Genomic DNA, 23,292 nt, shown 5'->3' with positions numbered 1-23,292 from the left:
CGGGTTGTAGACTTCACCGGCACGCGCGAGTGGCGGAATTGGCAGACGCGCTGGATTTAGGTTCCAGTGTCTCAGGACGTGGGGGTTCAAGTCCCCCCTCGCGCACCACGGTCGTTCGGCCCGGCTTTTCTCGAGACTTCTGCAAGTTCCGACGTGTGAAGGCGGTTCGAATGCCCGAGGAATCGAACGACACGATCTTCGCCGAGATCGCAGACGAGAGACGTTCTCTCGCAAGAACTCTCGAGACTCTCACCCCCGAACAATGGGGCGCCCAATCGCTGTGCGAGGCCTGGACCGTCCGAGACGTCGCCGCCCATCTGGTGGTGCCACTGATCGTCCCGCTCTGGCAGTTCGGACTCGTCATGGTGCGCACCCGAGGCAACTTCGACCGAGCCAATCAACTGATGACCACGCGCGTTCGTCGCGAGCACGAAGACGAATTGCCCGCCTTGCTCACCGCCCACGCCGACAAGAAATTCACCCCGCCTGGCCACGGTCCGCTGGCCCCCTTGTCCGACGTCATCGTGCACGGATTGGACCTGTGCACGCCGCTGGGAATCGAACACCACGTCCCCGACCACCGCATGATCACGATGCTCGACTTCCTGGTGCCCGCGAGCGGTGCCGCACCGTTCAAAGGCCCCGAGCTTCGACTGCAGTGGCGCGCGACCGATCTCGACTGGAGCCGCGGCGAGGGCCCGGTCATCGAAGGATCGGCCGGCACCCTGGCACTGGTTCTGACCGGACGCAGCAGAGCCCTGGCGGACGTGACCGGGCCCGGTGCCGAGCAACTCGCCCAGGCACGGGCCAACCGTCGTCGGGCGTGAGCCGAACTCGAACCGTCCATGGTGAGAATCACCGCCGGGCCGCAGCACGCGACTACCTGCAGTAGTAGTACCTCCGGTACCGTCGAGGGGTGACTTCATCCCGCCCGAACCGTCGGCCAGCACTGATCGCGCTGGTCATCGTGTCCGCGGCGGTGTGTCTGGGCCTCGGCTGGTGGCAGTGGGAGCGCTTCGAGGCAGTGGGCGGAAACGGCCAAAACCTCGGATATGCCTTTCAATGGCCTCTGTTCGCAGTGTTCGTGATCTACGCCTACCGCAAGTTCGTCCGCCTCGAAGACGAGGACCCGGACGAGGCGGCAGCAGCGCGACCCGACGGACCCACAGAGGTGCCCCTCGACCTGCTCCCCAAGCGCAGCGCGCCTGCGGCGGACGCCCGAGACCTCGACGATCCCGAGGCTCGGCAACTACTCGAATACAACAGCTACCTCGCGGAGCTGAACGAATCCCGCGGGACCGACAGGAGCACCACGTGAGTTCGGCACCGGAGAAGACGCAGGCGTCTGCGAACAAGACACAGAAGATCGCGTCCGCGTTGCTGCGCTACCGCGTTCTGGCGTACGCCACGGGAATCTGGCTGCTCGTTCTCGTGACCGAGATGGTCGCCAAGTACATATTCAAGGTCGAGAACGTGCCCAATTGGATTGCCGTCGTGCACGGTTGGGTCTACCTCGTGTATCTCGTGCTGACCGTCGATCTGGCGATCAAGGTACGGTGGCCTGCTGCCCGCACGATCGGCACACTGCTCGCCGGGACCATCCCGTTCCTGTCGTTCTACGTCGAGCACAAGCGCACCAAGCAGGTCAAAGCCGATTTCGGCGTCTGACCTCAGCAGTTGATCGGCTGTGCGTTCTCCGGATCCAGTGCGTTCTGCACCAGCCGCTGAGCAAGCGGATCGTACGAGATTCCGGTGTGCTCGACGGTGTTGGCCGGGCACACGTCCTGCAGCACCACATTCGTGTTTCCTGCGCCGCTGAGCAGCGAGGCAGTGTACGGAACGACGATCTGGTCGTAACGGGTGACGATCGTCGTGTATTCGATGCCCGAGACGGTGTCGCTGCCCTCGTTCAGTCGCTCGAGCACGTCGTCCTGCACCGGCGGGCCCGCCGTCGGGTAGTTCGGCGGAGACAAAGCCACGATGCGCGCCACCGTTCGGTCTCCACCGAGGAAGCGGGCGTAGTAGCGCGGCACCGTGCCACCCTTCGAGTGGCCGACGATCGACACCTTCTGCGCACCTGTTGCCTCGAGCACGGAATCGACGAACGTCGACAGTTCCGCGGCACTCTCCGGGATGGGCTCGAGCGCACCGAACGCCCGAACCGGGCCGGTGTTGCCGTAGTCGATCGCGAACACGCAGTATCCGGCTTCGGCCAGCTTCGGCGACAGCGATGCCCAGTTGTCGTAGGAGTTCTCCAGGAAGCCGTGCACCAGCACCACCGGCTCCGGGTGTTGCGCGCTCGGAACACACGAGAAGTCGTTCGAGCCCGGAGGAGTCACGCCCGGGTGCGCGATCGAGTACGCGAACGCCTCGGCGAAGGAGCCCGCGGCCGGTGCCGCGGAGGCCGGGGCAACTGCCAGGCACAGCGCAGCGGCGGCGAACACAACCGACGTCCGCGTCAGAACGGTTCGCATCGCCACGAGCTACCGCCCCGTCAGTTCTTCGAGCGCCGGAACGAGCTTTCGCAGTGCGTTACCGCGATGTGAGGCGGCGTCCTTCTCGTCCGGGCTCAGTTGCGCGGCACTGCGGCCGTCGCCCTCGGGCACGAAAATGGGGTCGTAGCCGAAGCCGTTCTCCCCTACCGGCTCTCGGCGCACTACTCCGCGCCATTCACCGCGGACCACGGTCTCGGTGCCGCCGGGAATCACCAGCGCACACGCCGAGACGAATGCGGCTCCGCGACGCTCGTCGGGGGTGTCACTCAACTGCGCCAGAACCAGTGCGGTGTTGGCCTCGTCCTGCCCGTGTGTACCGGACCAGCGAGCCGAGAGCACCCCTGGCATCGCGTTCAGGGCATCGATTTCTATTCCGGAATCGTCTGCCACACAAGGTAATCCGGTGGCCGCAGCTCCGTCACGCGCCTTGGCGAGTGCATTCTCCTCGAAAGTCGCTCCGGTCTCGGGTGCCTCCGGGAACGGCGGCACCTCGTCGAGGCCGACCAGCTCGATCCCGGCCACTCCGGCGGCGTCGAGCACCCGCCGGAGTTCACGCAATTTCTTCGCGTTTCGGCTCGCTACCAGCAGCTCGGTGTCAGCCACCGAACTTCTTCTTCGATTCCGCGGCCGCAGGCTCGGGCAGATCGCCGGGGTACGGCAACGCCAGTGCTTCCTTCTGCACCTCGAACAACTTCTCGATGCCGACGAATGCGGAGTCGAGCAGCTTGTCGAGTGTGGTTCGAGGGAAGGTCGCACCCTCTCCGGTTCCCTGGATCTCCACCAGCGTGCCGGTGTCGGTGGCGACGACGTTCATGTCGACCTCGGCGCGCGAATCTTCCTCGTAAGGCAGATCGAGGCGCACTCGGCCGTCGACGACGCCGACACTGACGGCGGCGATCATGCACGAGATGGGCTGCGGATCGGCGAGGCGTCCCGCTGCTCGCAGGTAGGTGACGGCGTCGTTGAGAGCCACGAACGCTCCGGTGACAGCTGCAGTTCTGGTTCCGCCGTCGGCCTGCAGTACGTCGCAGTCGAGGGCGATGGTGTTCTCGCCGATGGCGGCCAAATCGATGCAGGCACGCAGTGAACGCCCGACCAAGCGGGAAATTTCCTGGGTACGCCCGCCGACCTTGCCCTTGACGGACTCACGGCCGTTGCGAGTGTGCGTCGCGGCCGGGAGCATCGCGTACTCGGCGGTGAGCCAACCGAGGCCGGATCCCTTCCGCCAGCGCGGCACGCCCTCCTCGACGCTGGCCGTGCACATCACCCTGGTGTTGCCGAACTCGACCAGCACCGACCCTGCCGGGTGGCTGGTGAAGCCGCGGGTGATCTTGATGTTGCGGAGCTCGTCGTCCGCCCTCCCGTCTTCTCGTCTGGACACGACTCGAAGCCTAGCGCGTCCTCAGACGGTGAAGACGTCCCCTGGGAGAACGGCATGCACCGGTCCACTGAACTCCGCTTTGGCCTCGGCGATGACGTCCTCGCGGGACGTCCACGGCGGAATATGGGTGAGCAGCAGCTCCCCCACCCCGGCCTCACGAGCGATGCGGCCGGCCTCGGTTCCGGACAGGTGCACGCCCTCGGGCCGTTCCGGACTGTCGGTCCACGACGCCTCGCACAGGAACATGTCGGCCCCGTGCGCCAGGTCCTGGACTGCCTGACACATTCCGGTGTCTCCGCTGTAGGCGAAAGTGCGGCCTTCCGCCGTGGTGATGCGCATGCCGTACGACTCGGGGGGATGGAACACCTGCCGAGCGAGGATCGACAGCTTGCCGAACTCCACTGTGCGTCCGTCCACCCAGCGACGCAGGTCGATGGTGTCGGACATGTCGTCGATCTGCCCGCCGCACTCGGCCGAGGCGACTCCGAGCCGGAACGCCGTGTCCTTGGGTCCGTAGACGATCGCTCGTCCCTCCGGCGGGCTGGGATGGTAGCGACGCCACACCAGTAGTCCGGGAACGTCGAGGCAGTGATCGGCGTGCAGATGCGAGAGCAGAACGCTCACATCTCCCGGATCGGCGTAGCGCTGCAACGCCCCGAGGATGCCGGGACCGAAGTCGAGGACGACCGGCGCGGTCTCCTCTTCTTCCAACAAGTAGCCCGACGCGGGTGAATCGGGTCCGGACACACTGCCCGAACATCCCAGGACGGTAATTCGCATGAAAGCCATGCTGCCACGCCGAGCGCATCACTCGAAACGTTCGGGCAGTATTCACAGCGCGAGTCGGCGAAATTCACCGCCGAACTCAGGTGTGTCCGGAGTTACCTCGAACTACGAAGTGGGCCGATCGAGCGATTTCGCGCGCGCCCTCTCGGCTCGCGCGTCGGCGGACAGCAGTCGAGCGGCAACCACTCCGCCTACCGCGCCGAACAGATGCCCCTGCCAGGAGACGTTGGGCTCGCTCGGCAGCACGCCCCACAGTGCGCTGCCGTACAGCACGAACACCACGACTCCGACCGCCAGTTGACCGAGCTTGCGGGTGAAGAAGCCACGCACCAACAGATATGCGATGAAACCGAAGATCAGGATCGACGCGCCGATCGTGTTCGTGTAGGAACCGGCGGTCAGCCAGGTACCGAACCCGCCGACCACCCAGATGATCCCGGTGGCAGCCAGACCACGCGTCAAACCGGAGAGCAACACCAGAAATCCGAGTACGACTATCGGCACGGTGTTCGCGATCAGATGCTGCCAGTCGTCGTGCAGCACGGGCGCGAACAGAATGCCCCACAAACCCTCGACCGAGCGGGCCTGTATCCCGTTGCGTTCGAGCCTCGAACCGCTGGCCACATCGATGAACTCGATGACCCACAGCAACACGGTGAATGCTCCCACCAGAATGGCGGCCTGCATCCAGACCGGCCGCGCACGCTCGGCGGGACGGTTACTGATATCGCTCATGATCGCCTCCGGAACAGTTCCCTCCACGGTACCGGGCAGAGGTATCGCGCCAGCTGAGCTCAAGCTCCCGATCCACCGAACGCGGACGTGAAGATCTGGCGGTACGTGGGGATGCCGGCCACCGAGGTGGCGTCGAGCAGGGCCGCGACGATGGCTCGCTCGACGACGATCGCCGCGGCCTCGGTGACCGCGGCCAGTACCGGCAGTTCCGCGGAGAACGCGGCGGGCACCGAGGACTCCGCGGTGACGGGTCTGGTGCCGGTCGACACTGCGAAGATCGTGTCGCCGTCGAGCGGCGAGTGTGCCGGTCGCACGGCCCGCGCCAACCCGTCGTGACCGGCGACGGCAATCCGCTTGCACGACGCGGACGACAACGCAGCATCGGTGGCGACGACACCGATCGTGGTGTTGAGCGCAGTGCCCTTCGGCTCGAGGGCGAGCGCGGACCACAGCTGGTTCACGTCGGGCTTGCGCATTCCGAACGCCGCGGGCCCGAGCGTGCCGACGCCCCACAGCAGGCCGGTACGCGGGTCGAACACCGCGCCCACCGGATTGGCGACCATCAGCGCCGCGACGGTGACCCCGTCCGCCGGACCGCCTTCGATCACCGTGCTCGCGGTACCGACACCGCCCTTGAGAACTCCGGCGCGGGCACCGACACCGGCCCCGACCGATCCCGTCGCGAAATCGGTTGCCGCTGCGGCCGCGGCGAGATAGCCGAATTCCGCCGTCGGCCGAGAAGCCCAGTCGCCGACCGGAAGATCGAAGATGACCGCGGCGGGGACGATCGGTACGACGTGATCGGGACTGCCCATCGGGATGCCCTGACCGTGCTCTTCGAGCCACCGCATGACACCGTCGGCCGCGGCGAGCCCGTAGGCACTGCCCGCGGTCAACAGGATCGCGTTGACGTGCTGCACGGAGTGGCTCGGATCGAGCAGATCGGTCTCGCGAGTCCCCGGCCCGCCGCCGCGAACATCGACGGCCGCCGTCGCACCACCCAGCGCACGCACGACGGTGCAGCCGGTGGCCGAACCGGAGCCCATCGCGGCGTCGTCGTCGAGTTCGTGATGATGACCGACCAGCAGACCGGCCACGTCGGTCAGGGAGTCCCGCGGTCCGGGAGTCTGGAATGCAGCGGTCACGCGTGCGTCCTAGGGGATGAGGACCTGTACGAGTGAATCCTGCATCCAGGTCAGCCAGTGGTAGACGTCGAGATGTGGAGCGCGAGGATCACCCTCGTCGAGAACGTCGGGTGTGTCCGCGCTGATCCCCAGCGTCGTGCCGAGCGCCAGCCTCACGTCGTTGAGGCCGGTCAGCCAAGCATCCGCTTGCTCCTGGGTCAGCACGATCTTGCCACCGGACTCGGGAAGCGTGGCCAGGATCATCGATCCGGCAGCCAACTTCTCGTCGATGATCTCGGGCTCGTGCAGTCCGCGCAGGGCACCGTTGAGGTCGGTCGGATCCTCCTCGTCGCGGCCGGGGTCGGCGCGGTGGAAGTCCGGCAACAGCCGCGCCAGTGCGGCATCCTCGGGCGGGCTGTTGTGCCCGGTGCGCAGACCGGTCAGCGCTGCGAGTTCGTCGGTGGGCGCAGCGGCGGAACGGTCGCGCAGCAATCCGAGAACCGAGCCGACAAGCGAACGGAGTACGGCGGCCTCACGAGCGTCGATCTCGGACTTGATCTTGACCCCGGACAGCGAATTCCGTCTCGTCCACGTGCGCACTGTTGCTGATGTCCTTCTCTGCCGAAGAGGTGATGAGCGGTTGACTACTTGTCCTGCTGCATGGTGGCCCACAGACCCGCCGCGTGCAGCCGTCGAACATCGTTCTCCATCGCGTCGCGCTCGCCGCTCGACACCACGGCCTTGCCTTCGGAGTGCACCTGCATCATCAGCTCGGTCGCCTTGGCCTTGCTGTAGCCGAAGAGCTTCTGGAAGACGTAGGTGACGTAGTGCATCAGGTTGACCGGGTCGTCCCACACGATGGTGACCCAGGGGGTGTCGTGAGATTCGTCGGCCGCAACGGCCTCGGTCTGGGCCGGGACCGCTTGCGGTGACGCAGCAACGACCTCACGTGCCGAGAGGCCGTCCACGGGCAGAAGCGAGCCGTCCACCGTCAACCAAGGCATGCCCAACAGGGTACGGCGTATCGGGCCAGCGTCCCACGCTCGCCCCTTCGCTCGTAGTGTGGGCGAGGTGAGCAACGACGCGACCACAGATCACGCGAATCACAGCGACGGTGCCAGCACCGCGCTGCTGACCGATCAGTACGAATACACGATGCTCTCGGCCGCCCTGGCCAGCGGCTACGCCGATCGCATCTGCAGCTTCGAGGTCTTCGCGCGCAGGTTGCCCGGTGGCCGTCGATACGGAGTTCTGGCCGGCACCGGACGCATTCTCGACGCGATCGCGCGCTTCCGATTCGGGCCGGACGAGTTGCGGATCGTCGCCGAATTCCTCGACGCCGACACCGTCGAGTGGTTACGCAACTACCGGTTCACCGGCGACATCGACGGCTATCGAGAGGGAGAGCTGTACTTCCCCGGCTCACCTGTTCTGACCGTCCGCGGCACCTTCGCCGAGTGCGTGGTCCTCGAGACCGTTGTGCTCTCGATCCTCAATCACGACAGCGCCATCGCGTCCGCTGCAGCGCGGATGGTGGCGGCCGCGAAGTCCCGTCCGATCATCGAGATGGGGTCGCGTCGAACCCACGAGGAAGCCGCTGTCGCCGCATCACGCGCGGCATATCTCGCCGGATTCACCGCGACGTCCAATCTCGAAGCCGTTCGCCGGCACGGTGTTCCCGGAGCAGGCACCTCGGCCCACGCCTTCACCCTGCTGCACACCACAGCCGACGGCCCGGACGAACGGTCCGCATTCGCGGCTCAGGTGCGCGCGCTCGGTGTGGGCACCACACTGCTCGTCGATACCTACGACATCACCCAGGGCGTTGCCAACGCCATCGAGGTGGCCGGGCCCGAACTCGGCGGTGTGCGCATCGACTCCGGCGACCTCGGTGTGCTCGCCCGGCAGGTGCGCGACCAACTCGACGCCCTGGGTGCGCCGAAAACCAAGATCGTCGTCTCGGGTGACCTCGACGAATACGCCATCGCGGCATTGCGAGCCGAGCCGGTCGACTCCTACGGCGTCGGCACGTCGCTGGTCACCGGATCCGGTGCCCCGACGGCCGGCATGGTCTACAAACTCGTCACCGTCGACGGCATTCCCGTCGCCAAGCGCAGCAGCCACAAGGAGTCGCGCGGTGGCACCAAGGCGGCGCTGCGTACCGCGCGCCGCACCGGCACCGCAGTCGAGGAGATCGTGTACCCGTTCGACGCTCCCCCGACCGTCGAGAGCGATCTGACGGCGGAGACGTTGACCACGCCGTTGGTTCGCGGCGGAGAACGAGTCGCCGACCTTCCGACGCTCGCCGACGGCCGCGACCTGCTCGCCAGGCGCCTCGTCAGCCTCCCGTGGGAGGGCCTGAAGCTGTCCCAGGGCGAGCCGGCGATACCCACCCGCTTCGTCGAGGGGTGACAGCGGTGTCGGTACCGAACCGGGTGGGCGATCGGCAGTAGTCTGCTTCGGTGCCGTCGAAGACCGAGTTGCCAACCGTTCCCGCTCTCCTGCAGGTCGCGGTGCACTCGCTCGGCGGCAAGGAACGCAGCAATCAGCTGACGATGGCCTCGGCGGTGGCGCACTCGATCGACACCGGGGAGCATCTTGCGGTGCAGGCGGGCACTGGAACCGGTAAGTCCCTCGCCTACCTCGTCCCCAGCATCAGGCACGCGGTGGAGTCGGGCAAGACCGTCGTCGTCTCCACGGCCACCATCGCGCTGCAGCGGCAGCTGGTCGACCGCGATCTCCCCCGCCTGTCCGACGCCCTGACCGAGGCCGTCGGCCGTCGCCCCAAGTTCGCAATCCTCAAGGGCCGCAACAACTATCTGTGCATGAACAAGATCCACACCGGTGCAGCGCAAGAGGCACCGGATGCGGAACTGTTCGACCCGTTCGCGGTCTCGCGGATGGGACGCGAGGTGGTAAGGCTGACCAAGTGGTCGTCCGAGACCGAAACCGGCGACCGCGACGACGTCGTGCCCGGAGTCAGCGATCAGGCCTGGCGCCAGGTCAGCGTCACCGCGCGTGAATGCCTGGGCAAATCCCGCTGCCCCGTCGGCGAGGACTGCTTCGCCGAGCGCGCCCGTACCGAGGCCGCCCAGGTCGACGTCGTCGTGACCAACCACGCCCTGCTCGCGATCGACGCGATCACCGGAATTCAGATCCTGCCCGAGCACGACGTCGTGGTCGTCGACGAGGCCCACGAATTGGTCGACCGGGTGACCGGCGTGGCCACCGAGGAACTGTCGGCCGCGACCGTCACCGCCGCGGCGCGTCGTAGCGCGAAGCTCATCGAGGAGGAGACGGTCGACCAGCTCGAGGGAGCTGCCGAGAACTGGGCCGCGATTCTGGACGAGCTGCCCCCGAGCCGGTGGCAGTCCCTACCCGAGGGCGTCGGCCCCGCGCTCGCGTCCATTCGCGACGCGGCCTGGGCGGTACGCACCGCGATCGGCCCCAACAAGCAGGGCATGGCCACCAGTGACCCCGAGGCCGCCGCGGCTCGCAGCGCCGCGCTCGTGGCGGTCGACGAGGTCCACGACAGCGCGGTCCGTGTTCTCACGGCATTCGACGAACCCGATCCGGCCAAACGCAAGGACGTCGTCTGGCATGCCGTCGACGATTTCCGCGGCAACGTCAAACGCACCGTCCGCATTGCACCGCTGTCGGTGGGCGGGCTGCTGCGAGCGCGCCTGTTCGCCGAGTCCACCGTGGTCCTCACCTCCGCGACCTTGACCGTGGGCGGATCGTTCGACGGGTTGGCTGTCAACTGGGGCCTGCCTGCGGAGAAGCCGTCGCGCAGTGACACCGCGATGGCGTCGGGTGTGGAACCGCCGTCCGATACCGGGTCGATCAGGTGGAATTCGCTCGACGTCGGGTCGCCGTTCGACCACGCTCGGGCAGGGATCATGTACATCGCCAAGCATCTGTCGCCGCCCGGACGCGACGGCCTCTCCAGGTCCTACCTCGACGAGATCGAGTCGCTGGTCAGCGCCGCCGGTGGCCGCACACTCGGACTCTTCTCGTCCATGCGCGCCGCCAAGGCCGCCGCCGAGGAGATGCGGGAGCGCCTCGACACGCCGATCCTGTGCCAGGGCGACGACTCCACCGGTGCCCTGGTGCAGAAGTTCGCCGACGACGAGGCCACCTCCCTGTTCGGGACACTGTCACTGTGGCAGGGCGTCGACGTCCCGGGCCCGTCGCTGAGCCTGGTGATCCTGGACCGCATTCCGTTCCCGCGGCCCGACGATCCGCTGCTGGTGGCCAGGCAGCAGGCCGTCGAATCACGTGGCGGCAACGGCTTTCTCGCGGTCGCTGCCAACCATGCAGCCCTGCTGCTGGCGCAGGGCGTCGGTCGACTGCTCCGTAGCGTCGACGACAAAGGTGTTGTCGCCGTTCTCGATTCGCGCCTCGCGACCGCCCGCTACGGCGGCTACCTACGTGCCTCGCTGCCGCCGTTCTGGGAGACCTCGGACCCGGAGGTGGTCCGCAAGGCCCTCACCCGCCTGGCCGGAAAGTAGCTGCCCCTCAGGCAGTCGCCACCAAACCGAGCTCGGCATCCGAGGCCAGACCGCGGTGATGAGGAAGCACCCGCACCGTGTATCCCACCGTGCCGCTGTGCGGTAGCCGCGTCTCGCCCGCGTACACGTGCTCGCCGCCATCGGTTCCCACGTGCGTCATGGCCGTCGTGCGAATGTCGGTGAGGTTCTCGTCCTCGTCGACGCGTCCCACGACCGCCTGCACCACGACGTCCGAGGCGTCCAGTCGACCGAGATCGACGTTCGCGCGCAGCGAGAGCTCCGCACCGATCACCGGTGTGTCCGGCAGACCTTCACTGTCGACGCGGGTGACTTTCACTGCGCCCCATGCCTGTTCGACGCGCCGGCGGTACGACGCGACGTCCGTGGCACCGCGGTGGTTCTCCGCCGACGCCGCGCGGGCGGATTCGGCTGCGGGCGCGTAGTAGCCCAGCGTGTAGTCCTGAACCATTCTCGACGCCAGCACTTTCGGGCCCAGCTGCTCGAGGGTGTGCCGCACCATTTCGATCCAGCGGCTCGGCACGCCGTCGTCCCCGCGGTCGTAGAACTTCGGCAGCACTGCCTGTTCGAGCAGTTCGTAGAGCGCAGCGGCCTCCAGATCGTCACGGCGATTGTCGTCGGTGACGCCGTCGGCCGTCGGGATGGCCCAGCCGTTCTCCCCGTCGTACATCTCGTCCCACCACCCGTCGCGAATCGACAGGTTCAAGCCGCCGTTGAGCGCGGACTTCATGCCCGAGGTACCGCACGCTTCGAGCGGGCGCAGCGGATTGTTCAGCCACACATCGCATCCCCAGTACAGGAAGCGCGCCATGGACATGTCGTAGTCGGGCAGGAACACGATGCGGTGCCGTACGTCGGCCTGATCGGCGAACCTGACGATCTGCTGGATGAGCGCCTTTCCTCCGTCGTCGGCGGGGTGCGATTTGCCCGCGACCACCAGCTGGACCGGGCGAACCGGGTCCAGCAACATGGCGCGCAGTCGCTCGGGTTCGCGCAGCATGAGCGTCAGCCGCTTGTACGTCGGTACCCGTCGAGCAAACCCGACGGTGAGTACGTTGGGATCGAAAACGTTTGCTGTCCAACTGATCTCGGCCTCGGTGGAGCCACGTTCGAGCGCCGAGCGCCGCACCCGACGCCGCACCTCGTCCACCAGTTGCGCGCGAAGGGTGTTGCGCGTGGACCACACGCGGTCCGAGGACAGCTCCCCCTCCAGCGACCATTCCCGGGCAGACCACGTCGGAGCGTGAACGCCGTTGGTGACCGATCCGATCGGCACCTCGGAGGCGTCGAATCCCCGCCACAGGTCGTTGAACATCTCGCGGCTGACGATTCCGTGCAGCTTCGACACCCCGTTGGCGCGTTGGCCCAGGCGCAGCCCCATGTGCGCCATGTTGAACACCGAGGCGTCGCTCTCGCTGCCGAGGGCGAGGATTCGGTCCATCGGCAGACCCGGCAGCAGCGCCGACTCTGCGCCGCCGTCCGCACTTCCGAAGTAGTGCCGCACCAGATCGGCCGGAAACCGGTCGATTCCGGCGGGGACAGGGGTGTGAGTGGTGAAGACGGTGCCGGCTCGCACCGCGGCCAGCGCCGCGTCGAAGTCCAGGGTTCCCGAGGTGACGAGTTCGCGGATGCGTTCGACGCCCAGGAAGCCGGCGTGGCCCTCGTTCATGTGGAACACCTCGGGATCGGGCAGTCCGTGTGCACGGGTGTAGGCCCGGATCGCTCGAACTCCGCCGATACCGGCGAGTATCTCCTGCTTGATGCGGTGATCCTGGTCGCCGCCGTACAACCGGTCGGTGACTCCTCTGAGCTCGGGGTCGTTGTCGGCGATGTCGGAATCGAGCAGCAGCAGCGGGACACGTCCCACCTGGGCGATCCACACCCGTGCCCGCAGAACCCGAGATCCGGGCATGGACACGTGGATCAGCACCGGAGAGTCGCCGTCGTCGGTGAGCAACCGCAGCGGCAGACCGTGCGGGTCGAGGGACGGATAGCGTTCGGCCTGCCAACCGTCGGCCGTCAGCGACTGGCGAAAGTATCCTGAGCGGTAGAGCAACCCGACGCCGATCAACGGCAACCCCAGGTCGGAGGCCGCCTTGAGATGGTCACCGGCCAGGATGCCGAGCCCGCCGGAGTAGTTGGGCAGCACCTCGGTGACGCCGAACTCCATCGAGAAATACCCGATGCCCGACGGCAGAACACGCCCCTCGGCCAGTTCGTTCTGGTACCAGAGCGGACGGGCGAGGTAGTCGTGCAGATCCGCCTCGGCGGCGTCCAGCTCGGTCAGAAAGCGCTCGTCGGCCGCGAGTTCCTCCAGACGCGCCGGTGCGACGGCTCCCAGTACGGCCACCGGATCGCGCTCGAGTTCGGTCCACAACAGTGGATCGATGTGCTCGAACAGATCCTGCGTCGACGAGTGCCACGACCACCTGAGGTTTGTCGAGAGCTCGGCGAGGGCATTCAAGCGGGCGGGAAGATGGGCTCGGACGGTGAATCGGCGCAAAGCTTTCACAGAGTCGAACCCTACCCACGGACACCTGTGTCGATGGGCGGCTTGCACGAAATCTGCTCCACGGTGTCCGTCGCGGGCAGTATGCGTCGGCGCACGCGCCATCTGCATTGCTGCACTACGGTTGACGAGTAGAAGCACACCGAGAGCGGTTCGATCAGAGGTTGCGCCCGCGCAGCCATACCTCTAGCGAAGAATGGAGTGTGAAGTGACAGGTCGACTTGGTATCGACAATGTCCTTCCAGATACGACGACCGGGAAGTACCCCGCGAAAGCGGTGGTGGGCGAGACGTTTCCAGTCTCCGCCGACGTCTGGCGCGAGGGTCACGACGCGGTGGCCGCGACACTGTCGGTGCGCGGACCGGGAGGCAAACTCGAACGCATCCCGATGACACCGGGCCGCGAACCCGACACGTTCGACGCGGTGTTCGTCCCCTCTCGGCCGGGTTACTGGATCTGCCGCATCGAAGCGTGGAGCGATCCGATCAGCACCTGGCGCCATGCCGTCGAAGCCAAGCTCGGAGTGGGCCAGAGTGCCCACGAACTCGCGAACGATCTCGAGATCGGCGCACGGCTGTTCCTGCGGGCTGCCACCGGTGTTCCTGCCGAGAGCAGGCAGATGCTGGCCGATGTCGCCGCCGCGCTGCGCGACACCGACCGCCCGCTGCCTGCCCGGGTCTCCTCCGCGTTCGCATCGTCGGTCGCCGAGTTGCTGTTCGCACACCCCCTGCGCGAACTGGTGACTCGATCGCGCGCGGTGAACGTGTGGGTCGATCGCAATCTCGCACTCAACGGTGCCTGGTACGAGTTCTTCCCGCGGTCGACCGGGGGATGGAACGAGGACGGCTCTCCGCGGCACGGCACGTTCGCGACGTCGATCGAGCAGTTGCCCCGCATCGAGCGGATGGGATTCGACATCGTCTACCTGCCGCCGATCCACCCGATCGGCACCATCAACCGGAAGGGCCCGAACAACACGCTGACCCCGGGACCGGAGGACGTCGGGTCGCCGTGGGCCATCGGTTCCAAGGACGGCGGACACGACGCCATCCACCCCGAACTGGGCACCGAGGACGACTTCCGCGCGTTCGTCGCCGCTGCACACGAACACAACCTCGAAGTGGCACTCGATCTCGCCCTTCAGGCTGCTCCCGACCATCCCTGGGCTGCAACACATTCCGAGTGGTTCACGGTGCTGCCGGACGGCACGATCGCCTATGCCGAGAACCCTCCGAAGAAGTACCAGGACATCTACCCGGTCAACTTCGACAACGACCGACGCGGCATCTACGAAGAGGTGCTGCGCGTGGTCCGATACTGGATCTCGCTGGGAGTCAAGGTCTTCCGAGTCGACAACCCGCACACCAAGCCGCCGGACTTCTGGGAATGGCTCATCGCCGAGGTCAAGAAGACCGACCCGGACGTGCTGTTCCTCGCCGAGGCCTTCACCCGCCCGGTGCGCATGTACGGACTGGCGCAGCGCGGCTTCACGCAGTCGTACACGTACTTCACCTGGCGTACCGCGAAGTGGGAGCTGACCGAGTTCGCCGAGGAACATGCCCGACGCGCCGACGACGCGCGTCCGAACCTGTTCGTCAACACTCCGGACATCCTGCACGAGAGCCTGCAGCACGGCGGGCCCGGAATGTTCGCTCTCCGAGCAGCTCTCGCGGCGACGATGGCCCCCACCTGGGGCGTCTACTCCGGCTACGAGCTGTTCGAGCACCAAGCTGTGCGAGAGGGCAGCGAGGAGTACCTGGACTCGGAGAAGTACCAGTTGCGTCCACGCGACTTCGAGGGTGCGCTGGCCCGCGGCGAGTCGCTCGAGCCCTGGATCACCACGCTGAACGCAATCCGGCGTGCGCATCCGGCGCTGCAGCAGCTCCGCAACATCCACTTCCACACCATCGACAACGAGGCGCTGATCGGGTACTCCAAGTTCGACCCGCAGACCGGTGACTCGATCCTGGTGGTGATCAACCTCAATCCCTTCGGAGCCGAAGAAGGCACCATCCACCTGGACATGCCTGCCCTCGGCCACGACTGGCAGGACACCCTCACGATCAAGGACGAAGTGAGCGGAGTCCATTACGACTGGGGCCACACCAATTTCGTCCGGCTCGAGCCCTGGACGTCGGTGGCGCACATCTTCACGCTCCCCCACATCCCGTACCCGGCTCGTGTCGAACTGGCCTACCGCGGCAACCGAAAGTGAGTGGATTCAACGTGACCGAGAATCCGACGACGCCCGAAGACACCGTCGCAGCCCCGTCCGACAACGATCTCGAACTCATCGCAGCGGGGCGGCACTACAACCCGCATTCCGTCCTCGGAGCCCATCCGGTGGCCGGTGGAACCGCGATCCGCGCCCTGAAGCCCGATGCAGAGAAGGTCGTCGCCCGCGTCGGTGGCGTCGACCACGAACTGACCCACGTCGCCCACGGAGTCTTCTCGGCTCTGATTCCGTTCGAGGACCTCATCGACTACCGCCTCGTGGTGACCTGGCCCGGTGGACACGTCTCCGAATCCGCCGACGGATACCGGTTCCTGCCCACTCTCGGCGAACTCGATCTGCACTTGTTCGGCGAGGGCAGGCACGAGCGGCTGTGGGACATTCTCGGCGCGCACCAACAGTCGTACGCGACACCCGACGGCCCCGTCACCGGTACCTCGTTCGCGGTCTGGGCTCCTGCAGCTCAGGGTGTCACCCTCGTCGGCGATTTCGACGGCTGGACCGGTCGAAGCTGGCCGATGCGCGTGCTCGGCTCGACCGGCGTGTGGGAGCTCTTCGTACCCGACATCGCTCCGGGTGCGCTGTACAAGTTCCGCGTCCACGGTGCCGACGGTTCGGTCAAGGACAAGGCCGATCCGATGGCCTTCGCCACCGAGGTCCCACCGTCGACGGCCTCGGTCGTCACCGCGTCCTCGTACACCTGGAACGACGAGTCCTGGCTCGACACCAGGGCAGGCATCGAGCCGACGCAGGCACCGATGAGCGTGTACGAGATCCACCTGGCGTCCTGGCGACCGGGCCTGGGGTACCGCGAACTGGCCGAGCAGTTGGCCGAGTACATTACCGAGACCGGCTTCACGCACGTGGAGTTGCTCCCGGTCGCCGAGCATCCGTTCGGCGGATCCTGGGGTTACCAGGTGACGTCGTACTACGCACCGACTTCGCGCTTCGGCAGCCCCGACGATTTCCGCTACTTCGTCGATCACCTGCACGGTGCCGGAATCGGCGTCATCGTCGACTGGGTGCCCGCCCACTTCCCCAAGGACGAATGGGCCCTGGCTCGGTTCGACGGCGGCCCGCTCTACGAGCACGGCGACCCGCAGCGCGGTGAGCAACTCGACTGGGGCACTTTGGTGTTCGACTTCGGCCGGCGCGAGGTGCGCAACTTCCTGGTCGCGAACGCGCTGTACTGGATCGACGAGTTCCACATCGACGGACTGCGCGTCGACGCCGTCGCGTCGATGCTGTACCTGGACTACTCCCGCCCCGAGGGCGGCTGGTCGCCGAACATCTACGGTGGCCGCGAGAACCTCGAGGCCGTGACCTTCCTGCAGGAGATGAACGCGACGGTGCACAAGAAGCACCGCGGTGTCGTCACCGTGGCCGAGGAATCGACGGCGTGGCCCGGCGTCACCCGGCCGACGAACGTCGGCGGACTCGGGTTCAACATGAAGTGGAACATGGGCTGGATGCACGACACTCTGGGCTTCCTCGGCCGAGATCCCATCCATCGCAGCTACCACCACCACGAGATCACCTTCTCTCTGGTCTATGCGTGGAGTGAGAACTACCTGCTCCCCATCAGCCACGACGAGGTGGTGCACGGCAAGGGAACGCTGTGGACTCGGATGCCCGGCGACGATTACGCCAAGGCAGCCGGCCTGCGCGGCATGCTCGCCTACATGTGGGCGCACCCCGGCAAGCAACTGCTGTTCATGGGACAGGAGTTCGGGCAGACCCGTGAGTGGTCCGAGGAACGCGGACTCGACTGGTATCAGATCGACGAAGAACCTCTGCACAACGGCGTCAAAACCCTTGTGTCCGATCTGAACTCGACGTACAGGTCCCACCCCGCACTGTGGACACTCGACACCTCGCCGAGTGGATACTCGTGGATCGACGCCAACGACACCGAGAACAACGTGCTGAGCTTTCTGCGGTACGGATCCGACGGTTCGGTCATCGCGTGTATTTTCAACTTCTCCGGTACCGAGCACGGCAGCTATCGTGTGGGACTACCGGAACCCGGCCGTTGGACAGAGATCCTCAACACCGACGCAACGGAGTACGGCGGCTCCGGTGTGGGCAACCTGGGTGAAGTGACGGCAACATCGCACTCGTGGCACGGTCGACCGGCATCAGGCCAGGTCGCCCTACCCGCCAACGGGGCGATCTGGATAAAACTGGAGCGATAGATGAGTGGCGGCCGCACACCCCGACTACTGGCCGCGGCCGCCACTGCAGGGCTGATTCTGTTGACCTCGTGCGCGCAGACCGTCAGCGGAAACGCCGTATCGATCTACGAGAACCCGTTCACCGTTGCCGGACTCCCGGTGACGAGCGGGCCCAGCGGGCCCCGGCCCGATGCCCCCGATTCGACCATCACCGTGGAGAACGCCGAGGGCACCGACTCGGACATCCTCGCCACGAACGCGATCGACGACATCCAGCAGTTCTGGGCCGAGCAGTACTCCAGCTTGTTCAAGGGCACGTTCACCCCGGTCTCGAAGGTCGTCTCGTGGGACGCGTCCGAGGACGAGGGATCGGGCATCAGATTCTGCGGAGACCGAACCGGCGGTATTCCCAACGCTGCCTACTGCACCCGTGACGACTCGATCGGCTGGGACAGGACCATCCTGCTACCGGCTCTGGTCGACGCGTTCGGACCGATGTCGGTAGTGATGGTCATCGCCCACGAATACGGCCATGCCATTCAGCACCAGTCGGGGCTCGTCGGCGACGACACCCCGACCATCGTTGCCGAGCAACAGGCCGACTGTTTCGCCGGTGCCTTCATCCGCCACGTCGCCGAGGGTGATGCGCCGCACTTCACCATCAACACCTCGGACGGACTGAACGGCGTCCTCGCCGCAACCGTCGCCGTGCGCGACGTGGATCCCAACGATCCGGAATCGGTACACGGCTCTGCCTTCGAGCGCGTCACCGCAGTGCAGATCGGCTTCACCGACGGTGCCGGGGCCTGCACGAGCATCGACGAGGCCGAGATCGACTCGCGTCGAGCATCGTTGCCGCAGAAATTCGACGATCCTGACGACTCGGGTGAACTACCGGTCACCGAGGACTCCCTCGACGCCTTCACTCGATCCTTCGAGCAGGTACTGCCCGTCGCAGATCCCCCGGCCGTCGACTACACCGGATCGGACGTCGGATGCGCCGACGCCGAAGCCACTGCGCCGGTGTCGTACTGCCCCTCGACCAACACCATCGGCGTCGACGTCGAGGGCCTGGCCGAAGTCGGCCAGCCCGAGACCCCGCAGCGCGGAGACATATTGCCGCTCAACGTCTCCGGTGACTACAGCGCCTACGTGCTGTTCGCCTCGCGCTACACCCTCGCGGTGCAGAAGGAAGCCGGCCAGACCCTCGACGACCCGCAGACCGCTCTGCGTTCGGCATGCCTGTCCGGGGTCATCACCTCGGCGATGAGCGCCGAGAACGGTGACACCGGCCTCGAAGTCTTTCTTTCCCCAGGCGATCTCGACGAAGCCGTGTCCGGACTGCTCAGCGACGGCCTCGCAGCCAGCGACGTCAACGGTACGACGCTGCCGTCGGGGTTCTCCCGAGTCGACGCGTTCCGTTCGGGAGTTCTCGGCGGCAAGGAACTGTGCGACGCGCGCTACAGCTGAGTCCTGCTGTCAGTACAGAGCGGACGCGAGCTTGCGCCGCGCGGAGACCACCAGCGGATCGGCCGAGTCGAACAGCTCGAACAGCTCGAGCAGTCGAGTGCGCAGTGCAGTGCGGTCGTCGCCTGCGCTGATCTTGATTCCGTCGATCAGACGAGCGAAGGCCTGCTCCGGTTGCTGACCGGCCATTTCGGCGTCCGCTGCATCGATCCGAGCCTGTACGTTTCCGGCGTCGGCGTCGGCGAGGGCAATCGCGTCCGGTGCCAGGTTCTGCACCCGTGCGAGGAACTTGACCTGACGCAGTGCGGCAACCGCCTCGGTGTTCTTCGGTTCGGCGTCGATGATCGCCTGGTAGGCGGCTTCTGCCTTGTCGAAATCGCCCTCGTCGATGGCTTCTTCGGCTGCAACGATCCGCGGATCCTCGATCTCGGGTTCCGGTTCGGCAGCAGCCGCCCCGGGAGGCCCGGTGAGCTTTCCTGCAGTCGCCTGCTCGACGGCTTGTAGCCACTGACGCAACTGCTCGTCCGACTGGGTGCCCTGGAAATCGGCGAGGGGCTGGCCCGCTGCGACGGCAACCACCGTCGGAATGGCCTGTACGCCGAAGGCCTGTGCGATCTGCGGATTGGAGTCCACGTCGACCCGCGCGAGCACCCACGTACCCGCGGCTTCCACGGCCAGCTGCCCGAGCTGACGCGTCAACGCCTGGGACTGCGGCGAACGCGCCGAACCCAGGTCGACGATCACCGGTACCTGCGTGGACCGCTGCAGCACCTCGGCCTCGAACGTCGCCGCGGTCACGTCCACGATCGGTGCCAGTCCTCCCGCGTCGCCTGCGGGTTCGGCTGCAGGTGCAGGTGCCGGACGGTCCTTGAGAACGGACAGGTCGACGGCACCGGCAATGGATGCGGGAACGACGGCTGACGGGCGGACGGGAGGACGGGAACCGGGTCGAGTCACGCCCTACAGTTTGTCACTAACGCGATGCGTCATCCACTGGCGGGCAGTCAGGAGAGAACCTTGGCATCGGCGGCGGATCGGCCGGTGCTCAGCTCGGCGAGACGGCCGGTGCGCGCGGCCCAGATCTCGAAGATCACGGTGCCGAAGGGGGGGAACGCCGCGACGAGAGCGAGCAAGGTCGCCTTGACGTCCCACTTGAGCTTGATCGCCGTCAACACGGCAACGGCCAGGTACACCACGAACACGCCGCCGTGGATCGGTCCGAAGATCTTCACGCCGATTTCGTTGCCGTCGGCGGGGATGTACTTGAACGCCATTCCGATCACCAGTCCGAGCCAGGTGAACGCTTCGAGCACGGCGATGAAACGAAAACGTTTGGCCGTGCTGCTCAGGTCGAAGAAGTTGGTCATGCCAGCTATTGTGCCCGGTCTGCTACGACGGAGCGTAGTGGCTCTGGTCTCAGTTCTTCTCCAGAGCCACTACGAGTCCTACTGCTTCGGCACTCGAACGATGAGGGCGTCGCCCTGTCCACCGCCGCCGCACAGTGCGGCAGCGCCCACTCCGCCGCCGCGACGCTGCAGCTCGAGAGCCAGATGCAAGGCGATGCGAGCTCCCGACATGCCCAGGGGATGCCCGATCGAGATCGCTCCCCCGTTGACGTTGACGATCTCGGGATCGATGCCGAGTTCACGCGTCGACGCGATTCCGACCGCTGCGAACGCCTCGTTGATCTCCACGACGTCGAGGTCCTTCGGGTCGATGCCTTCCTTCTCGCACGCCTTGGCGATAGCGCGCGCAGGCTGCGACTGCAAGGTGGAGTCGGGACCGGCCACCACCCCGTGTGCACCGATCTCGGCGAGCCAGGTCAGACCGAGCGACTCCGCCTTCTCCTTGCTCATCACCACGACGGCGGCAGCACCGTCGGAAATCTGCGACGCGGATCCCGCAGTGACGGTGCCGGCCTTGTCGAAGGCGGGGCGAAGCTTGCCGAGGGAATCGACCGTGGTGTCGGCGCGAATGCCTTCGTCCGCGGTGAACTGGATCGGCTCACCCTTGCGCTGCGGGATCGAGACCGGGACGACCTCGTTGTCGAATACCCCGTTCTTCCACGCCGTGGCGGCTTTCTGGTGCGACGCGGCAGCGAAGGTGTCCTGCTCCTCGCGGCTGATCGCCTCGGAGCTCTGGTTCCGCTGCTCGGTCAACGCACCCATGGCCTGATCGGTGAAGATGTCGTACAGACCGTCGTAGGCGAGGTGATCACGCATGGTGACATCGCCGTACTTGAATCCGGCCCGCGACTTCTCGAGCATGTGCGGCGCCTGGGTCATCGACTCCTGACCGCCTGCGACGACGATCTCGAATTCACCCGCGCGAATGAGCTGGTCGGCCAGTGCGATGGCGTCGACTCCGGACAGGCAGACCTTGTTGATCGTCAGTGCGGGCACGGTCATCGGAATACCAGCGGCAACCGCAGCCTGCCGCGCCGGGATCTGACCGGCACCAGCGGTGAGAACCTGGCCCATGATGACGTAGTCGACCTGATCCGGCGCAACGCCGGCCTTGTCGAGGGCACCCTTGATGGCAATTCCGCCGAGATCCGATCCCGAGAAATCCTTGAGTGCGCCCGAAAAACGTCCCACGGGTGTGCGAGCGCCGGCGACGATGACTGTTGTGGTCACGATTTCCTCCGAAAGTATGAAGACGGCCTTGTCGAGATCAACGCTCCGACGCCCCCTACCGATACCGGCCGGGCGGAGCACCGAAACGCAGCTGGCGCTAACGTCATGGCCATGACCTCCAGCACGCAGTCTTACACGGGAGCCCCGCTGCGCTCCGATCTGGTGACGGCTATCGATCATGTGGGCGTCGCGGTGCCCGATCTCGACGCGGCCATCACCTGGTACACCGACCACCTCGGCATGGTTGCAGTGCACGAGGAGATCAACGAGGAGCAGGGCGTTCGCGAGGCGATGCTCTCCTTCCCCGGAGCCACCGAGAAGTCCGCTGCACTGCAGTTGCTCGCGCCGATCGACGAATCGTCCACCATCGCCAAGTTCATCGGCCGCAACGGCCCGGGACTGCAGCAGTTGGCCTACCGCGTCACCGACATCGAAGAGATCTCGACCGAGCTGCGCGCTCGCGGCGTTCGGTTGCTGTACGACGCCCCGCGCCGCGGCACCGCCGATTCTCGGATCAACTTCGTCCACCCCAAGGACGCCGGTGGCGTACTGATCGAATTGGTCGAACCCAACCCCGCCGGGCACTGATCGAACTCTGTGAACGAGCCGTATGGCTCTCTACTTGACTCACCGGTAAATTGACGGCCATGGCCATCGATCATGAGCGCACTTCCACGGTGCAACTTCCCTTTTCCATCGTTCGGAAGGGGTTCGATCGCGACGAAGTCACCAACTACTTCGAGCGGTTCGACGCCGAACTACGTTTGACGACCGCAGATCGTGATGCGGCCGCCGCGCAGGCTCGTGATCTGGCCAAGCAACTCGACGACGCTCGCGACGAGATCGACGAACTCCGCAAGGACATCGATCGCCTGTCGGTTCCGCCCACCACGGCGGAGGGGATGAGCGATCGCATCTCACGAATGCTGCGACTGGCCTCGGACGAGGCATCCGAGGTCCGCGCGAAGGCGCACTCGGAGTCCGAGGAGATGATTTCCGTTGCGCAGCAAGAGAGTGCCCGACTCCGCGGACGGCACGAGTCACTGGTGGCCGAACTCGAAGAGCGCCGAACGGCACTCGAAGCCGAACACCAGCAGACCATGGCTCAGGCGCGCACCGAGGCAGCTCGAGTAGTCGAGGCCGCGCAGGCCGAGCGCGACAAGTTGGCTGCCGAATCCGAGGCAAAGCGCGCCAAGGTTCAGGAAGACTTCGAGATCACGATG

At 66.1% G+C, this 23,292-nt stretch carries 21 protein-coding genes, 1 tRNA gene and 1 pseudogene; 11 read left to right on the top strand and 12 right to left on the bottom strand.

Annotation, left to right across the window (positions count from 1 at the left end; all coding sequences use genetic code 11):
• Window positions 1-23: 23 nt before the first annotated feature.
• From A2J02_RS12140 to A2J02_RS12125, 4 genes are all read left to right on the top strand, one after another.
• A tRNA-Leu gene (locus A2J02_RS12140) sits at window positions 24-108 on the top strand.
• 62 nt (window positions 109-170) lie between these two features.
• A complete protein-coding gene (locus tag A2J02_RS12135) occupies window positions 171-827 on the top strand; it encodes a maleylpyruvate isomerase family mycothiol-dependent enzyme (RefSeq protein ID WP_068050422.1) in 657 nt (218 codons plus the stop codon).
• A gap of 89 nt (window positions 828-916) precedes the next feature.
• Window positions 917-1,318 (top strand): transcriptional regulator, encoded by a 402-nt coding sequence (locus tag A2J02_RS12130; RefSeq protein ID WP_068050413.1) that lies wholly within the window; start codon window positions 917-919, stop codon window positions 1,316-1,318.
• Window positions 1,315-1,668 (top strand): DUF3817 domain-containing protein, encoded by a 354-nt coding sequence (locus tag A2J02_RS12125; RefSeq protein ID WP_068050412.1) that lies wholly within the window; start codon window positions 1,315-1,317, stop codon window positions 1,666-1,668. The genes A2J02_RS12130 and A2J02_RS12125 overlap by 4 nt, the downstream gene beginning before the upstream one ends.
• A 2-nt stretch (window positions 1,669-1,670) precedes the next feature.
• On the opposite strand, the gene A2J02_RS12120 is transcribed toward A2J02_RS12125, so the two are convergent.
• From A2J02_RS12120 to clpS, 8 genes are all read right to left on the bottom strand, one after another.
• The gene (locus A2J02_RS12120; RefSeq protein ID WP_068050421.1) at window positions 1,671-2,474 is read right to left on the bottom strand and encodes an esterase/lipase family protein; all 804 of its coding nucleotides are present in this window, start codon (window positions 2,472-2,474) and stop codon (window positions 1,671-1,673) included.
• Window positions 2,475-2,483: 9 nt separating this feature from the next.
• Window positions 2,484-3,098, bottom strand: a complete 615-nt coding sequence (rdgB, locus tag A2J02_RS12115; protein ID WP_068050411.1) for an RdgB/HAM1 family non-canonical purine NTP pyrophosphatase — start codon at window positions 3,096-3,098, stop codon at window positions 2,484-2,486.
• Window positions 3,091-3,876: a ribonuclease PH gene (gene rph, locus A2J02_RS12110; protein WP_068050410.1), complete on the bottom strand. Its 786-nt coding sequence runs from the start codon at window positions 3,874-3,876 to the stop codon at window positions 3,091-3,093. Before rph ends, rdgB begins: the two co-directional genes overlap by 8 nt.
• Window positions 3,877-3,897: 21 nt before the next feature.
• Window positions 3,898-4,656, bottom strand: a complete 759-nt coding sequence (locus tag A2J02_RS12105; RefSeq protein WP_197478008.1) for a cyclic nucleotide-degrading phosphodiesterase — start codon at window positions 4,654-4,656, stop codon at window positions 3,898-3,900.
• A gap of 111 nt (window positions 4,657-4,767) precedes the next feature.
• Window positions 4,768-5,397, bottom strand: coding sequence for a rhomboid family intramembrane serine protease (locus tag A2J02_RS12100; RefSeq protein WP_068050419.1), 630 nt, complete (start codon window positions 5,395-5,397; stop codon window positions 4,768-4,770).
• Between the two features lie 59 nt (window positions 5,398-5,456).
• On the bottom strand, window positions 5,457-6,542 hold the full coding sequence (locus A2J02_RS12095; protein ID WP_068050409.1) for a P1 family peptidase: 1,086 nt from the start codon (window positions 6,540-6,542) through the stop codon (window positions 5,457-5,459).
• 9 nt (window positions 6,543-6,551) lie between these two features.
• Window positions 6,552-7,121, bottom strand: coding sequence for an oxidative stress transcriptional regulator AosR (aosR, locus tag A2J02_RS12090; protein WP_068050408.1), 570 nt, complete (start codon window positions 7,119-7,121; stop codon window positions 6,552-6,554).
• Window positions 7,122-7,165: 44 nt separating this feature from the next.
• Entirely contained in the window at window positions 7,166-7,525 is a 360-nt protein-coding gene (clpS, locus tag A2J02_RS12085; RefSeq protein ID WP_176460293.1) for an ATP-dependent Clp protease adapter ClpS, read from the bottom strand.
• Window positions 7,526-7,583: 58 nt separating this feature from the next.
• On the opposite strand from clpS, the gene A2J02_RS12080 reads away from it, so the two are divergent.
• A complete protein-coding gene (locus A2J02_RS12080; RefSeq protein ID WP_068050407.1) occupies window positions 7,584-8,933 on the top strand; it encodes a nicotinate phosphoribosyltransferase in 1,350 nt (449 codons plus the stop codon).
• Window positions 8,934-8,983: 50 nt separating this feature from the next.
• Window positions 8,984-11,032 carry an ATP-dependent DNA helicase gene (locus A2J02_RS12075; protein ID WP_068050406.1) on the top strand — a complete coding sequence of 683 codons (2,049 nt, stop codon included), beginning with the start codon at window positions 8,984-8,986 and terminating at the stop codon, window positions 11,030-11,032.
• A gap of 7 nt (window positions 11,033-11,039) precedes the next feature.
• Here the strand turns inward: A2J02_RS12075 and glgP are convergent, their stop codons facing one another.
• Complete coding sequence (gene glgP / locus A2J02_RS12070; RefSeq protein WP_068050405.1) at window positions 11,040-13,562, bottom strand: alpha-glucan family phosphorylase; 2,523 nt, start codon at window positions 13,560-13,562, stop codon at window positions 11,040-11,042.
• Between the two features lie 205 nt (window positions 13,563-13,767).
• Between glgP and A2J02_RS12065 the strand changes: the two genes are divergently transcribed.
• From A2J02_RS12065 to A2J02_RS12055, 3 genes are read left to right on the top strand one after another with little or no spacing between them, the layout of a single operon-like run.
• Window positions 13,768-15,774, top strand: a complete 2,007-nt coding sequence (locus tag A2J02_RS12065; RefSeq protein WP_068050404.1) for an alpha-1,4-glucan--maltose-1-phosphate maltosyltransferase — start codon at window positions 13,768-13,770, stop codon at window positions 15,772-15,774.
• 11 nt (window positions 15,775-15,785) lie between these two features.
• A complete protein-coding gene (gene glgB / locus A2J02_RS12060) occupies window positions 15,786-17,987 on the top strand; it encodes a 1,4-alpha-glucan branching protein GlgB (protein ID WP_068050417.1) in 2,202 nt (733 codons plus the stop codon).
• Complete coding sequence (locus tag A2J02_RS12055; RefSeq protein WP_068050403.1) at window positions 17,988-19,436, top strand: metallopeptidase; 1,449 nt, start codon at window positions 17,988-17,990, stop codon at window positions 19,434-19,436. It abuts the gene before it with no gap.
• 9 nt (window positions 19,437-19,445) lie between these two features.
• On the opposite strand, the gene A2J02_RS12050 is transcribed toward A2J02_RS12055, so the two are convergent.
• From A2J02_RS12050 to A2J02_RS12040, 3 genes are all read right to left on the bottom strand, one after another.
• Complete coding sequence (locus A2J02_RS12050; protein ID WP_068050416.1) at window positions 19,446-20,333, bottom strand: tetratricopeptide repeat protein; 888 nt, start codon at window positions 20,331-20,333, stop codon at window positions 19,446-19,448.
• Between the two features lie 104 nt (window positions 20,334-20,437).
• Window positions 20,438-20,809: a DUF3817 domain-containing protein gene (locus A2J02_RS12045; RefSeq protein WP_197478009.1), complete on the bottom strand. Its 372-nt coding sequence runs from the start codon at window positions 20,807-20,809 to the stop codon at window positions 20,438-20,440.
• Between the two features lie 69 nt (window positions 20,810-20,878).
• Window positions 20,879-22,069, bottom strand: a complete 1,191-nt coding sequence (locus A2J02_RS12040; RefSeq protein ID WP_068050401.1) for an acetyl-CoA C-acetyltransferase — start codon at window positions 22,067-22,069, stop codon at window positions 20,879-20,881.
• A 105-nt stretch (window positions 22,070-22,174) separates the two neighbouring features.
• On the opposite strand from A2J02_RS12040, the gene mce reads away from it, so the two are divergent.
• Both mce and A2J02_RS12030 read left to right on the top strand, forming a co-directional pair.
• Complete coding sequence (gene mce / locus A2J02_RS12035; RefSeq protein ID WP_373454768.1) at window positions 22,175-22,657, top strand: methylmalonyl-CoA epimerase; 483 nt, start codon at window positions 22,175-22,177, stop codon at window positions 22,655-22,657.
• 59 nt (window positions 22,658-22,716) lie between these two features.
• Window positions 22,717-23,292: pseudogene (locus tag A2J02_RS12030) on the top strand (hypothetical protein); the annotation flags it as partial.

The sequence above is a fragment of the Rhodococcus sp. EPR-147 genome (assembly GCF_001647185.1).
Taxonomy (GTDB): domain Bacteria; phylum Actinomycetota; class Actinomycetes; order Mycobacteriales; family Mycobacteriaceae; genus Rhodococcoides.
This window is presented reverse-complemented; position numbering and strand designations above follow the sequence as displayed.